This window comes from Priestia sp. D51 (assembly GCF_053345675.1).
In genome coordinates this window covers 14321-29203 of the sequence record NZ_JBLTIR010000011.1, presented here as the reverse complement: position 1 = coordinate 29203, position 14883 = coordinate 14321, and the positions used below count along the sequence as shown (strand labels likewise).

Here is a 14883-nt window from a genome sequence, read left to right as displayed (position 1 = left end):
TCCCCCATAATCCTAAGTTTTTTATATCAATTCATACAAAAGGTATGAATGAATATCTTACGTAATTGTAGATAACTTTTGTGATTGCACTTTCTGCTTTTCATGTAACAATTCCAACACATTTACAATCCATGTAATCATCGCTACATAGAGCATATTTGATGGCCCTAGAGATAACATCGTAACAATTCCAGTTAAAATATCTGGGTGCCTCATTTTATTGCTCGTGCCGTGGGATAAGACCGTATAGCCTGTCGCAACTACTGCTCCATATACGAGTGCATCTGGTTTATAAAAAGATGCTTTTCGAATACCTGCCAGTAGAAGTAATCCCCCGGAAAACAATGTACGTAGCCAATCATTTCGTGTGGCAGGATCCATTTGAATCATAATATCATCTAATGGATCTAAACGCGTTTGCTGAAAAAAGATAGATACATAACGAAAAATGGTATTGCGAGAAAGTTGTGAGACATCATAGTAAATAAGCATGGTTTGAATGATGGGTTCTATTCTCACACTCGTTATACCTTTTAAAGCAGAAAACATATGCTCTATTTCCACATGATTTTTCTTATCTCTCAATGCTGGGATATGAAATCGAATACGACCTGGTATATCATGCAGAACGTAGAATTTGGGATTCATTGGTTTCCCTCCCTACCCATAAAATTCTTGCACTATTTATTACTACACCAATAGTGGCCGCATTATGAATAGCTGCTCCCACGATTGGAGAGAAGATACCTAAAGCACCGAATAAAATTGCAATACCATTAATAGCAAACGTGGCAATAAAGTTTTGTTTAATAATGTTCATGGTCTTTTTAGATAGTCCAACTAACTCAGAAAGCATTTCTGGGTTATCAGACGTAATAATAACGTCACTGGCTTCTGAAGCAATGTCTGTTCGTTTAGCCCCCATCGTTACACCTACATGGGCATGAGCTAGAGCTGGAGCATCATTGATGCCATCACCTACCATCATGACAGCCCCTGTTCTCCCATACCTTTTTACATAAAAGGCTTTATCTTCTGGCAAAGCCTCTGCATGATACCAGTTCAGTTTTAAGCGACGCGCCATTTCTCTTGCGACCGTTCTTTTGTCTCCAGTAAGCATAATGATGTCGTTAATACCTTGATGTCGAAGATTGTTCACTGCGCGGTGCATACCGGAACGTATTTTATCAAAAATGCTGACTATTCCTACGAGTGTTTGATCGTAGGCTACGTAAATAACATTTTCATCGTTTTGCATGTGTTGAAGCAAAGTAGTGGTTTTGATCTTTAATTCATTCATAAAGCGTAAACTGCCAACGACTACTCTTTTGCCGTCTAACCAAGTAGAAATCCCTTTTCCTACCGCAGTTTCTATTTGAGCATTCTTGTCTCTAGTAGGAATTAAAATGTTCCAGTCTTTCGCTTGCTTCATAATTGCATCAGCAATAGGATGGGTAGAATTTTTCTCAGCTGCTGCAGCTAAACGAATGACATCTTCTTGATTAAAACCTTTAGCAGCAATTACTTGCTGAACCACAGGCGTGCCTTCTGTAATAGTTCCGGTCTTATCAAGAATAACTGTATTTAGTTTAGACATCTTTTCAATATGATCACTGCCTTTAACAATAGCCCCTTCTTTTGCAGCACGTCCGATGGACGCGTATAAAGCTGTGGCTGTTGATAATTTAATTCCACAAATAAAATCAATAACTAACATACTCATCGCTCTGTTAAGATTTCGAGTGAAGAAAAACGTAACTAGCGCCAAACCAAAAGAGACAGGAACCATTTTTTCAGCTATTGTATCGGCTATATTTTGAATAGGAGCACGTTTCTCTTGTGCTTCCTCCAACAGTTTCACAATTTTAGAGAGGGCTGTATCTTCTCCTACTTTTTCGACTGTCACAGTGATATGTCCACTTTGCAAGACACTTCCAGCATACACATTATCTCCGCCACTTATCTCTCGTGGCATATACTCCCCAGTAATGGAAGCTTCATCTGCTGTACCGTTTCCCTCTATTATAATGCCATCTACAGGGATTTTTTCTCCAGTAAAAATGACAACCTGATCGCCAACTTGAATTTTCTCGACTAAAACCTTTTCTTCAACGCCCTTTTCTTTTACTCTCCAAGCATATGAGATATCTAATTTTAGGACAGAGTGAATATAATGCTTGGTTTGTTCAGACGTGTAGTCTGTTAATAGCTCACTAATTGTAGACATCAAAGTGATAATTAAAGCCGATCCTGGATTCTTCATATATAAAGAAGCAAATATAGAGGCAGCAGTTAATGTATTAGCATTCCCTTTTCGCTCTTTTAGGACATGAACAACACCGTCTTTAATGACCTCATAGGAAGTACTGATAGCAGTAAGAGAGCTAATCCAATAAGAAACTGCCTTTACTATAGGAGAGTATGAAGAACGTTGCAGGTACCAGTTAATTAAAAATACGGTTCCACAAGCTATAACAGGGACGAACTTTTTCCATGAAGATGTTACTTGACTGATTGTATGTCTATATTTCCTAATGAAAGACTTTAGATTATCCAAAGAAAGGTTAATATGATGATAGATAAGTAGACTTCCGGTTACTTGTTTATAGTTTACAGAATATACGCCTGGGAAAGAGCGTAGCCAAGCTTCAATACGACTTATTTCTAAATGTTTAGGTATATAAAATCGGGTTCTTCCAGGAAGAGAATGAGCTACCTTTACCCCAAACATCATCACCTATTCTTTTCCCCCCTTCTCCTTAATGATATTGTATGACCAATAAAGTAGGCTTGCAGAGAAAGCAGGCGCACTTCCAAACGTCTGAATTCCTTTTCCTAATAAAAAGAGAACAAATAAACTATCAAAGTCAGCAAAACCGTTGGTTTGCTTTTTAATTCCTTTATCTACAAATCTAAGTGTGTTAGTCATACCATTCATTAATGTCGCATCTTTGTTTAAGATGGCATTAGATGCGATTTGTACAATATAGCTCATGAGTTCGTCTAGCTCTTCTTGGTTGATATGCGGAACAACAAATTGAAGCACTAAACTTCCGGTTAGCTCTGAAGCTTTCGATGTTAGGATAAGAGGGTGTTTTTTTACCTCTTCCGTTAAAGTCTTTGCAATAATACGATGCTTCCAACTGTCGCATTGTATGCGCAGGCGACCTGGCATGGCATGTATTACTTTTATTTTTTGATCACGGAATTGAGACATAATTTTTGGGGCAATAAAGGAAGCACCTAAACCTATTACAGTGGGAAGCATGCTCATTCCTTCCTCTCCTTAAGATCTATATTCTTTTTGATATATTTGTTCAATAAGGTAAAACCACTCTTCAATTTCTTTGTTATTTGTCATGTGAGAAGCCTTATATGTAATAAGTAAACTTCCGGTATCTGGTGTAAATATAGCGTCGTAGACAAGGGGTTGAGATTTCAAATTTAAAATAATTAATTCGACTAGCTTACTATTATCTTTCCAAACAGTTGAACGAAGTCTAATTCTTCCTGGAATGAAGTGCACAAGATTAATCTGTAACTTATTTAATTTCTTCTCTGCAAATTTCATTAATACCTTCTCTTTAATACTCATTAATATCCAAATACCACCAATCATTTTTCTTTATTTTACCAACTTATATATTTTATAACAATATAATTATTAAAATACTGTAAATTTTATTACGTACAAGTAAGTACTAAAATTTACAGTATTCTAGTACTGATTCTCAACAATAAGATAAGAAATTGCAAAACTAAACGTATCTGTATTTCTCAGTTCTATACCTTATGCTTTTTACATAATATACAACAAATCGTAAACATTACGTTTTGTTGAAGGGATAATTATTGTTTTTGAGGTTTTTATCTTTTAAATATTTTTTATATTAACTCTTTCTTATTAGCTGCATAATGTGTTTAAACTCTATCATATAGTTTTAGTAATTGGAGGTGAAATGATAGATCATGACAACTCTATCACAGTTAAGTAAAGACCTAATAGGTGTGCTGTTACTAGTACTTTTTGGTTATTGTTTTTTCTTTGTCGATATAAATACGCACGATTTAGCTATCCCAGCATCTCTATTAAATGTAAACTCCATTTTTTTAAGCATTGTACTTGAGGCTATACCCTTCATTTTAATCGGAGTATTTGCATCTGCCCTGATTCAAGTATTTGTCTCAGAAGAATTCATTCAACGTCTAATTCCAAAAAATCCGTATATAGCTCTTTTACCAGCTGTTCTAGTAAGTGCTCTTTTACCTGTTTGTGAATGTGCCATTATTCCAGTTGTAAGGCGTTTATTAAAAAAAGGAATGCCTCTTCATATCGGTATTGTCATTCTAGTTGGTGCACCTATTTTAAATCCTGTTGTCTTTGCTGCTACTTTTTATGCCTTTCAATCAAATACATCCATCGTCTACAGCCGTATGGGACTAGCTGTTGTTGCTTGTTTATTAATTGGTCTATCCGTTTATTTCTTTTTTAAAAATTCGAATCAGCTACGACATGTACACGTTCATGAACATGAGGACGCAAAAGTAGGTAATAAGTTAAAGCAAACGTTGTATCATGCTAGTGATGAATTTTTCGATATGGGTAAATATTTATTATTCGGGGCGCTTGTGGCAAGTCTATTTCAAACCTTTTTAGATAGACAACTATTAACGAACCTTGCAAGCAATGACTATATGTCTTCTGCCGTTATGATGGGATTTGCTTATGTACTGTCACTTTGTTCAGAAGCAGATGCTTTTGTTGCTTCATCTTTTTCTCATACATTTTCACCTACAGCTCTTCTTGCTTTTCTACTATATGGACCAATGATGGATTTTAAAAACACCATTCTGCTACTAGCTTTTTTCAAAAAACGTTTTGCATGTAGTCTAATTCTTATCATTACTGTGAGTGTGTATCTCATCACCATCACTTATGGAATAGTTAGTAGATAGGAGAAATGATATGAAGAAAATTGATCAGCAATTTATCATTTATATAAGGGGGATATTACTAATTGGTTTTTCCCTCCTTATGTTTAAACTCATATTAACAGGTAAAATCATTCAATTTATTGCGCCTAAAATGATGCCTTTTATATGGTTTTCTTCTGGTACCTTTTTTTTGTTAGGTATTATACAAATTTGGCGAAGTAGCATAAATAAAGATTTATCTTGTGAATGCGGTCATGATCATACGGAAAAAGGAAAAATTCGAACAGCGTTGATTTACTCTTTATTTCTATTGCCTATTATGACGGGCTTTTTATTTTCTAATCATACACTTGATAGTTCGGTTGCAGTAAAAAGAGGGTTAAGTTTCTCAGTTGCGAAACTTGATACTCAACAACAAACCGAAGATGATAAAAACATTGAAGCCACTAATTCAGAACTAGGAAAAGATACGAATGATTTATTATCTGGAATTTCAGATGAAACACCAAAGAACGTTCCAACAAGACACCAAAATAGTCTTGCTGCTAAAGTGGCACCTGAAGGTTTTTATAAAATACTTGAAAAGAAACTGCTCGAACAACCGAAAATTTCTATAAATGACACGGATTATATTCCAGTCATGAACATTATTGAAAACAACACAGATCAGTTTATTGGAAAGAAAATTGAGGTCAATGGCTTTGTATATCGTGAAAAAGGATTTAAAGATAATCAATTCGTTGTTGCTCGCTTTGGCATATCTTGTTGTGCAGCAGATGCATCTGTATACGGCTTATTATCTACACTAGAAAATGCCTCAACATTAAAAAAAGATACTTGGGTTCATATAAAAGGAATTATACAAAAAACTACGTATAACGAAGAAAATGTCCCCTATATTCAGGTTCAACAGATTGAGTCCATTGACCAGCCTGACAATCCGTACGTATATGAACTTTATCAAGGTGAACAACTAATAGGCCCTGAAGAATGAAAAGACTATAAGATATATGTATGCTACCAAGGGCCAACTACACGTAATTTATTTGTTACGTTAGATACTTGGGAAGTACAATGTTGTCTAAAAACCTATACTTTTACGGACTTTTGTATTCAAAATTATTAATGTTAAAGTAATTATTATCGTTAACAAAATAAAAAATAATATAAATTATTTGTGTCAGAAATCATAACAAAGTTATAGCTTGCTTATATCAGTTTTTAGTAATATAAAATTAGTTGATTAAAGATTCAGAAGTCCTTCTTTTCATAAAGACAGCACCCAAATAGTTAGGTGCTGTCTTTATGCAGATTGGGCGGACATCCTATATAACAGACCAAAGAGTAATCAGTGCTAAAATAGCCGGAAGTCCTTGTTTTATAATAATTGACTTGTTGGATGTAAAACCACCGTAAATGGCTGCCACCACCACACAAATTACGAAAAACAATTGAATCATATAGCCAACTGAATTGGATCCTAGTATGAGCCCCCAAATGAGTCCCGCGGCTAAAAATCCATTATATAATCCTTGATTTGCAAACATAACAGCTACATTCCGATCTCCTTCTAAGTGCTTAGGTAATTTGAATGCTCGTTTTGCTATCTTTGAATGAATAAAAAACATTTCAAGAATCATAATGAATAAATGTTCTAAAGCTACAATTCCAACTAAAACTGCTGAAAATATTTCCATGTGCCATTTCCACCTTCTGTTTTCTGATTTTTTTGCATGTGCGAAAACTCATGAATGAACATAATGAGTTTTTTCTAAAATAAAATTTTCTAGCAGTTCCTTTTGGCATTAAAATAACTTGCTTTAAAATCAAGTTATTTATTCAGTCATTTCCAAATTGTAACCACATTAAATGCTAAACTATGAGAATTATGCCTTTCGTTTGCTATTTTCCCCATTGAAATTAGCTTGGAGGTAAAGATCTTTATCTAGGCAGAATATTTTTAAGATTAACTCTTTTTCTTATCCCCGAGATACGGCAATCACAGTCGAGGCCGTGTTGACTTATTCAGTGTTGAACTTTGCAAACTCAATTAATTTTTTTATTTCTCTTCCTGTTTTGATAATTGACTACAAATATTATAAAAAATAAATGGTTGAAAATTAAATTCCACAAAAGCATTTGATGTATCAATTAATATAATGTAACTATAGGGTAATTACAAGTTCAAGTGTAATTTAAAGAATATCAAAAATATTAATAACTAATAAGTTATTAATTGACTTATAGAATTGGTTTAAGTTAACATTGAACAAACTTAATACTCCAAAGGGGAGTAGCTGTACAACAAAAGTCGTCACTACGAAACAACATGTTTCCGGCTTTGTTGGCAATCTTAATTGTTAGCAAGACCTTTGCCTATTTTTTTAGTGGGGTGAAGTCTTTGTTTGTACATCAAGCGCTTTTATCTACTAAAAGGATAAAAGCGCTTTTTGTTTTTTATAGATTTAAAATGACTATGAGGAGTGGTTAAATCATGTTCAAGAAACTGTTTGATTCACTAATGAATAATAAGCACAAGCGTTACAGTAGCAGTGATTATAAAAGAGGAAGATCAAAGCCTTTTAAGAGTTATAGCAGTAGTGATGATTATAGGAAAAGACGTGGTCATCACGGAAGTTATGGACATCATCATTATAAGAGGAAAAGAAAGAGTGGAAGTTTCTTTAGCAGTTAAATAAGAAAAGGGTACCTCGTTCTAATGGCATTGGAGAAGGAGGTACCCTTTCAAAAAATCTATAACTGAAAATAAAGCATATCATATTCTTACCATAAACAGTAGAGTTCTACTGTCTGAGCATATGTATTAAAAGGTTTGGTTGTTAAGCATCTCTTTAACCAACAATCATTAGCATGTTCTTCATCTATAAAAAGCTGCACACCTCATAATAGTGATTTTTCTTATCACCCTTGTGCATGAGTTGCACGAAAAGGCATTTTTTTTTACTATGATCAAAAAGAGTGATTGTAGTAACTAAAGCTTTACTACAATGTTCTCTAAAAAGAAGTTGTCTATTGTTTAAGTTTACCAATATAGATTTTAAAACCGTTTAAGGTTCTATTTTATTTTTGAAACAATAATGCCTACAATCATAATAAAAAAACCCAATGCTGTTTTCCAAGTAGGAACCTCTTTAAAAAATAGATAACCCATTAATATTGAAATCACTATCTCTATTCCTTTAGATGTAACTAAAACAAATGTTAAATTCTGAATCGCTTTAAATCCAAATTTGATGCCGTATCCGATGAGCATATTGGCTATTAAAAATAGTGGGAAGGCAAAAAGTTGATACTTTAAAGTCGTCCAAAAGGCCGGATCAATATGCTTACTTTGATACGAAAATAACAGGTTTATTAGAAATAAACCCGAAAATAAAAAGGTAGCACCATAAAAATAACTCATACATATACACTCTCATCATAATCATATTTGTTAGTAGTTTACCCAACGATTGTTTCTTTATGCTATAAAAATTGCATTAGGTAAAAATGGTAGCCTTGATACAAAAAACTATGCTCCTTAAATAATAGTTAGGAGGTTATTTCTTATAAATGATCTTGAAAAATTAGGTTATAATCTAACGGTCTTCTTTGTAAATTGACTATCATCAGATTAAAAACAAGAAAAGCCCTCAAATTATGAGGACTTCCTTTGCCTATGAAATAAGAAATGGAATTTTTATTCGCATCTACAAAACGTATTGTAACATGTATTAGGTATAAAAAATGAGCTATTCAGACCCTGAAAAAGGTATTCTAGGATTTTAATTGGGTTTAATAGGGAAAATGTTGTTATATAGTGGAAATTTAGTTATCGTTAAATAAAAAAGAAACAACTTAGAGAAATAGGTGCTTGGATAATTGTACACATATAAATATAACAATACTTTACGGTATAAAACGCTTTTAATTTTATAATCGTAATTTCGTTTGTTTTTTTAAAGAATAGGAAATATAAATAAAAACAGATAAAAAGGAGAAATAATCTATATGAACAAAAAAATGGTAGTTCTTTGTATTTCATTAGCAGGTGCTTTAGCTACAGGTTCTCTCGCAGGATGCTCTAACAAAAATGATTCATCGCAAAATGCATCACAAAGTAAGAATGGCTCTTCGGAAGATAAATTAAATTTACAACAGTACTCCAAGGATCCAGATAGTAAACAGCAAGGTGAAGATTTTGATTTAATAGGAACATTAGACAAAGAAACGAATAGTGAGTTAACAATTGTTATTGATGGTGAAAAAGTAAAGATACCTAAAAGTAAGTCGTTTAAAAAAGAAGAAGATACACCTAAGGATATTGATGGAAAACAAGTAAACGTAGAGATTGATGCTAAAGATAACAATGCAGAAAGTCTAGAGTTAACTCCTCAAGCAAAAGCAGATTCAAATGGTATATACGAAAAAGATGCTGATGGAGATTATAGCATAATTGGAAAATTAATCAATGAAACCGATAATGATGTAACAATAGAAGTGTCTAGTGGAAAAAAGACTTATAAAAAATCTAAAGACTTTGAGCAAGATGACGACAATATGTCTGGAGATAGTAAAAATAAAGTTGTGCGATTAGAATTAAAGAAGAATGATGAAGTTGAAAGTCTCGAGTTAGATCCAGAGGATCAGTAAATGGAACAGAAAATTTAAGTAACCTATTTGTTATAAGAACCATAACAATTTCCATAGGTCCCTTTTATATAAAAAGAGCTACTGAATGACTATATTGGACACAGTAGCTTCTTTCTACGTATATTATTTTGTCTATTTAGTGAAATTTTTCTTATAAATCCCTGTTGGTATACATAAAGGTGAATGATCTACGGGATTGTCTATTATTTTACATGAAAGTCCGAATACCTCTTCTATCATTTCTTCAGTAAAGACTTGCTTCGGAGATCCTTCTGTATAAATCTTTCCACTTGAGATACTAATTAAGTGATCAGCGTAACGAGCAGCCTGGTTCAAATCATGTAGAACCATTACAATTGTTCGGTCCTGTTGCTTATTTAGGTTACGCAATAATTCGAGTACTTCAATTTGGTGAGCCAAGTCTAAATATGTTGTCGGCTCATCCAAAAGTAATAATTCCGTTCCTTGTGCTAAAGCCATAGCAATCCATGCACGTTGACGCTGCCCTCCAGATAAAGCATCTAAAGTTCGGTCACTTAAATATTCCATCTTAGTAGATTTCAAAGCGTCACTTACAGTTTTGTGATCTTCATTAGAATAACGTGCAAACAGTCCTTTATGGGGATGACGTCCGTAATAACAAAGCTCTTTAACCGTTAGATCTTCAGGTGCGTCAGGAGACTGAGGCAAGATAGCTAATTGTTTTGCGACCTCTTTTGAAGAGTGCTGGTGAATATCTTTTCCATTTAAATAAATACAACCTTGTGTTGGTTTTAATAGACGTGCTAAAGATCGAAGAATTGTTGATTTTCCACAACCATTTGAGCCAATAATGATACTTATTTTGCCTTCTGGAATATGAAGATCAATATTATTAATGATCGACGTTGAATCGTATGAGATCGAAAGCTTCTCTGCAGTTAATTTTGTCATACATACTCTTCCTCTCACTTATTTTTTTGTTCGCGTCGCAGTAAGTATAAGAAATAAGGAGCTCCTATAATCGCTGTTACGATACCAGCTGGAATTTCGATTGGAGGAACTATACCTCTCCCTACAGTGTCAGCCAGAAGTAAAAACAAGGATCCAATTAGTGCTGATACAGGTAATAAGAATTTTGAACGACTACCTACTAACCTTCTCCCTACGTGAGGAGAAATAAGTCCAATAAAGCCTATTGATCCAACAACGGCTACTGATGCCCCTATTAAAATCACGGCTATACTCAATAAAGTATAACGAACATATTTTATTCTTTCTCCTAATCCGACTGCCATTTCATCTCCCAAATTCAAAATATCTAACTTAGAAGTAAAAATAACAATTAAAGGAATAAGGACAAGACAAGGAATTAAAAACCACATTTCATTCCAGCCTCTTCCCCATAAGCTTCCAGTTAACCATAAAAGCGTTGTGTTGACGTTATCTGGAAACTTAATCATAAAATACTGAATGCCGGCTTGGCAGATAGCCCCTAAAGCAACGCCTATTAACGCTAATGAATGAGTTTTTGTACCTTGTGTATATGAGAATAGCATAAGAGCAATTGCAATTACTGCAGCTCCTAAAAAAGCTGAAAATGGTAATGCTACCATAGAAGCCCCTGGAAAAATAATTAAAACAGCAACTGCGAATAAACCTGACCCTTTTGTTACACCGATTACATCTGGAGACGCTAATGGATTTTTTAAAATTCCTTGCAAGATAGCTCCAGAGACAGCTAAAGATGCTCCAACTATAACAGCAAGAAGCATTCGTGGAATTCGATAATTAAATAAAATAAAATGATTACTTTGTGATGATCCTATAAGATTAGTAAAAACTTCAACTGGTGAAGTGTATACAGCTCCAATACCCAAACTTATGAATGCCATCATAACTAGGATGAGGAGGAGTATACTGAGTATGCCATAAGGATGTTTTTTTGCGTTCATTGTTTAATCTTCCTCCCCTTTCTAGCAAGATATAAAAAGAAAGGTGCCCCAATAAGAGCTGTTACAATCCCTACCGGTGATTCGAACGGGTATGCAATAAAACGTGAAAGTATGTCTGCATAAACAAGTAGAGTCCCACCTAAAAGTGCGGAAAATGGTAAGATACGTTGATAATCTCCTCCCACTAACTTTCGTGCAATATGAGGAACCATCAGACCAATAAAGCCTATTGGACCAGCAACAGAAACGGACGAACCAGCAAGGATAATAACAATTACTCCAGCAACAAGCCTTATCCACTGTACTTTTTCACCTAAACCGGTTGCCATATTTTCCCCTAGAACTAATATAGAAATTGAGCGCCCCATGATGAAAGCTGCTAAAAGTCCAAATACAGACCATGGAAGTAATACTAAAACATGAGACCAGTTCTTTCCATTAATTGACCCTACAAGCCAATATAAAACGTCCGTAGCATCTTCATTTAACACAATTACTCCCTGTGTAAGGGAAGATAAAAATAGATGAACAGCCATACCAGCAAGAGCTAACTTAATATGTGTTACTTTCCCCCCAGACGCGAATAAGTAGACGGTTATTCCACCTAATGCAGATCCTAAGAATGAAAAATAAACAGTTGTTTTTGAATATAATTCTGGAAATAAGATTGTTGCCACAACAATAGCTAAAGAAGCTCCGGCATTTACGCCGAATACTTGAGGAGAAGCTAGAGAGTTTCTAGTAATAGCTTGCATCAGTGCTCCAGCTACAGCAAGACTAGCCCCAATTAGTGCTGCAAGAACGGCTCGCGGTAGTCTCAGAGTTTGAATAATCGTTGTTTGTTTGGAATCGTCTGGGTGCAATAGGGCTCTTATTACATCAGTTATACTAATAGAAGAAGAACCTACAGAAACGTGAATAAATATTCCAGCTATCAATAAAAAAACACCAATAAATCCTGTTATGTATCTACTTGTTCGTTGTTTCTTGATATTCATGTTTATTCACAACACACTTTCTCATATACTTTGCTATACAAATAGAAGCAAGAATAGAAAACTATTCTCACTTCATAGTTACAGCTTTACTTTTGTTGATCATGTAAAAGCTTAACTGTATCCTTTCCAATTGCTTCTGAAGAAACAACACCTCGGAATCTTGTCCATAAGTTACGATCTACTACGAATACCTTATGATTTTTAACAGCTTTTAAGTTCTTCCATAGAGGATTTGATTTCCATTCATCTGTTAATAATTTTCCTTCATTATTAGCTAGAATTAAAATATCTGGATTAATGTCTGACAACTGTTCTAAATTCATTTCAGCGTAAGCCTCTTTACTTTGTACAGCATCTTTAAAACCAAGCTTTTCAAGGAATCCACCGTCATATGAAGCAGAGGTATGAGCTTGGAATGAAGTGTCTCGAACTACAGCTGGTAAGATTGTCTGACCATTTTCCTCTTTTACTTCCTTTTTTAATTTCGCAATGGTTTCCTCATGTTTATTTAATCGCTCTTCTGCTTTTTTATCTTTTCCAGTTGCTTTCGCAATTGTTTTAAAAGCATCTATATTCTCTTCATATGTAGATTCACGACTATTCAACTCAATCGTTGGAGCAATTTGTTCTAAGTCTTTATAAATTGCTTTATGACGTTGAACATCTGCAATAATTAAGTCAGGCTTTAGTGAGCTGATTACTTCCAGGTTTGGTTGTTGACGTGTCCCAACAGAAGTATACTTCATTTTTCCATTTACCAACTGTTCAATCATATCTTTTTTGTTGTCATCAGCTATTCCAACAGGCTTAATACCTAAACCGTGAAGTGCATCAACAAACGACAATTCAAGAACAACAATTCTTTTTGGATTTTTAGGAACCTTAGTAGTGCCTAATTCATGTTTAACAGCTACCTTTTGATTGTTAGAAGATTTTTCATTAGTAGAATCCTGCTTTGCCCCACATCCTGCTAACACTAATAATATAGAAAGGATTGCCATTACACTTACTATTTTCAATTTCTTTCGAGCTTTCATTTTCTCATTTCCTCCTATTAAATCCACTAAAATGATAATGATTATCATTAACGTAATGTTCTAAGCATATCTTTTCGTATTTATATAGTCAATAGATTTCCAGTAATAATTTACTCTCTTTCATAGGTTATGAACCTTTTAAAGTAAAGTTTCATTATCTTAAAATGGATAATACTTTCACAAACTTTGCATTTTAAAACGTTAAGTGAATAAAAGACCTAGTTTCTTCATTAAATAAAAGGTCTACTCATTGTCTTTTTCTACTTTAAAAAGCATTGACGAAAGCTATGCTATGGACATTAAAAGAAGGCTTCTTATTATATGTTAAGGAGCCTTCTTTGTTATTATTTAAGTTTCTTAGAAGTAATTTCATCCTGAAGGTTTTCAATAAAGCTAGTTATGTTGCATGTTTCGGATTTCTCTTCTCCATGCTTTCGTACATTGACGGAGTTGCTCTCCATTTCTTTATCTCCTAGTACTAAGATATAAGGAACCTTAGCCACTTGAGCTTCGCGAATTTTATATCCGAGCTTTTGTTCTCGATTATCTAACTCTACTCGAATGCCCTTTTGCCCTTGAGCCGTATGACGGGAAATCTGTCACGTACGGTTCTTAGGGGGGCGGGCGCTCGTGAGAGTGCCTGCCTACCCGACGTAACTGATTTTTTACCCAAACTATTACTTTAATGTTATTTTTAGTGATAGGGAGAGTGAGATATGAATTTCAAAAAAAGCCAATCTTATATTGATTTGACAATAAGGAATTGGGATAACACAGAGTTTGGCAGTACATTGAGAGAAATGTGTGAATCAGCTAGAGAGTATGAAAATGATCAAGTTGAAGTTCATCAAGTAGTAAATTTAGGGAAACGTAAAGGAGAATGGCATTACTTAATTATCTTAAATATTAGTCAAGATTTAGACAATTTAGGTGCACTTGTAGAAAGTAATTATAGGGAACCAAAGCCCCTTTATTCTACATAGAATAAAGGGGCTTTGGTTCCTGTAATGCAATTTATGTTTGTATATGGTATACAGATTAAAACAGAAAAACCACCGGACCTAATCAGTGGCTTTTTCTATCCTTGTAAGGAATGGAGAGCTATTTTATGATGACTCACGGCGTCTTTGGTAGTTTGCTCAAAGTTTTAATTATAATGCATACTATTTCTTCTCATTTTCAAACGGCTTTGTATTTGTAACTAACAAGAGTCCTAATCCTAAAAGGATTACATAGATTGTAAGTGAAATAGGACTCGGAAGCTGGAACAAATTAAAGATTGCCCCGTGACCAAGGAACAGATTGATCAAAGGCCTTAAAATCCCT

Annotated in this window: 15 protein-coding genes and 1 pseudogene; 5 read left to right on the top strand and 11 right to left on the bottom strand. The window is 34.2% G+C overall.

Annotated elements, in window-relative coordinates; genetic code table 11:
• Positions 1-57 precede the first annotated feature (57 nt).
• The 4 genes from ACNHOZ_RS25665 to ACNHOZ_RS25650 are packed head-to-tail and all read right to left on the bottom strand — an operon-like array spanning position 58 to position 3571.
• The gene (locus ACNHOZ_RS25665) at positions 58-648 is read right to left on the bottom strand and encodes an HMA2 domain-containing protein (protein ID WP_154974492.1); all 591 of its coding nucleotides are present in this window, start codon (positions 646-648) and stop codon (positions 58-60) included.
• On the bottom strand, positions 620-2734 hold the full coding sequence (locus ACNHOZ_RS25660) for a heavy metal translocating P-type ATPase (protein WP_235907436.1): 2115 nt from the start codon (positions 2732-2734) through the stop codon (positions 620-622). Before ACNHOZ_RS25660 ends, ACNHOZ_RS25665 begins: the two co-directional genes overlap by 29 nt.
• 3 nt (positions 2735-2737) lie before the next feature.
• On the bottom strand, positions 2738-3274 hold the full coding sequence (locus ACNHOZ_RS25655; RefSeq protein ID WP_235907432.1) for an HMA2 domain-containing protein: 537 nt from the start codon (positions 3272-3274) through the stop codon (positions 2738-2740).
• Positions 3275-3286: 12 nt separating this feature from the next.
• Positions 3287-3571 (bottom strand): HMA2 domain-containing protein, encoded by a 285-nt coding sequence (locus ACNHOZ_RS25650; protein WP_154989057.1) that lies wholly within the window; start codon positions 3569-3571, stop codon positions 3287-3289.
• A 398-nt stretch (positions 3572-3969) separates the two neighbouring features.
• Here ACNHOZ_RS25650 and ACNHOZ_RS25645 point away from each other — a divergent pair, with 398 nt between their 5' ends.
• Together ACNHOZ_RS25645 and ACNHOZ_RS25640 are read left to right on the top strand one after the other, a co-directional pair.
• Complete coding sequence (locus ACNHOZ_RS25645) at positions 3970-4956, top strand: permease (RefSeq protein WP_221817021.1); 987 nt, start codon at positions 3970-3972, stop codon at positions 4954-4956.
• 10 nt (positions 4957-4966) lie between these two features.
• A complete protein-coding gene (locus ACNHOZ_RS25640) occupies positions 4967-5929 on the top strand; it encodes a TIGR03943 family putative permease subunit (protein ID WP_447697348.1) in 963 nt (320 codons plus the stop codon).
• Positions 5930-6260: 331 nt separating this feature from the next.
• Here ACNHOZ_RS25640 and ACNHOZ_RS25635 read toward each other — a convergent pair whose 3' ends face one another.
• Entirely contained in the window at positions 6261-6632 is a 372-nt protein-coding gene (locus tag ACNHOZ_RS25635) for a DUF1304 domain-containing protein (protein WP_154974500.1), read from the bottom strand.
• Positions 6633-7429: 797 nt separating this feature from the next.
• Between ACNHOZ_RS25635 and ACNHOZ_RS25630 the strand changes: the two genes are divergently transcribed.
• Complete coding sequence (locus ACNHOZ_RS25630; protein ID WP_080963444.1) at positions 7430-7630, top strand: hypothetical protein; 201 nt, start codon at positions 7430-7432, stop codon at positions 7628-7630.
• A gap of 381 nt (positions 7631-8011) precedes the next feature.
• Here ACNHOZ_RS25630 and ACNHOZ_RS25625 read toward each other — a convergent pair whose 3' ends face one another.
• A complete protein-coding gene (locus tag ACNHOZ_RS25625) occupies positions 8012-8359 on the bottom strand; it encodes a hypothetical protein (protein WP_047751948.1) in 348 nt (115 codons plus the stop codon).
• 587 nt (positions 8360-8946) lie between these two features.
• Here ACNHOZ_RS25625 and ACNHOZ_RS25620 point away from each other — a divergent pair.
• Positions 8947-9588 (top strand): hypothetical protein, encoded by a 642-nt coding sequence (locus tag ACNHOZ_RS25620; RefSeq protein WP_299634175.1) that lies wholly within the window; start codon positions 8947-8949, stop codon positions 9586-9588.
• A gap of 132 nt (positions 9589-9720) precedes the next feature.
• Here the strand turns inward: ACNHOZ_RS25620 and ACNHOZ_RS25615 are convergent, their stop codons facing one another.
• The 5 genes and pseudogenes from ACNHOZ_RS25615 to ACNHOZ_RS25595 all read right to left on the bottom strand — a co-directional run.
• Entirely contained in the window at positions 9721-10521 is an 801-nt protein-coding gene (locus ACNHOZ_RS25615) for an ABC transporter ATP-binding protein (RefSeq protein WP_221817023.1), read from the bottom strand.
• 14 nt (positions 10522-10535) lie between these two features.
• Positions 10536-11522 carry a FecCD family ABC transporter permease gene (locus ACNHOZ_RS25610; protein ID WP_154974509.1) on the bottom strand — a complete coding sequence of 329 codons (987 nt, stop codon included), beginning with the start codon at positions 11520-11522 and terminating at the stop codon, positions 10536-10538.
• Complete coding sequence (locus tag ACNHOZ_RS25605) at positions 11519-12526, bottom strand: FecCD family ABC transporter permease (protein WP_447697375.1); 1008 nt, start codon at positions 12524-12526, stop codon at positions 11519-11521. The genes ACNHOZ_RS25610 and ACNHOZ_RS25605 overlap by 4 nt, the downstream gene beginning before the upstream one ends.
• A gap of 80 nt (positions 12527-12606) precedes the next feature.
• A complete protein-coding gene (locus ACNHOZ_RS25600; protein WP_221817024.1) occupies positions 12607-13557 on the bottom strand; it encodes an ABC transporter substrate-binding protein in 951 nt (316 codons plus the stop codon).
• A 344-nt stretch (positions 13558-13901) separates the two neighbouring features.
• A pseudogene (locus tag ACNHOZ_RS25595) lies at positions 13902-14129 on the bottom strand (His/Gly/Thr/Pro-type tRNA ligase C-terminal domain-containing protein); the annotation flags it as partial.
• Positions 14130-14273: 144 nt separating this feature from the next.
• On the opposite strand from ACNHOZ_RS25595, the gene ACNHOZ_RS25590 reads away from it, so the two are divergent.
• Positions 14274-14540 carry a hypothetical protein gene (locus tag ACNHOZ_RS25590; RefSeq protein WP_447697347.1) on the top strand — a complete coding sequence of 89 codons (267 nt, stop codon included), beginning with the start codon at positions 14274-14276 and terminating at the stop codon, positions 14538-14540.
• Positions 14541-14883: the final 343 nt, after the last annotated feature.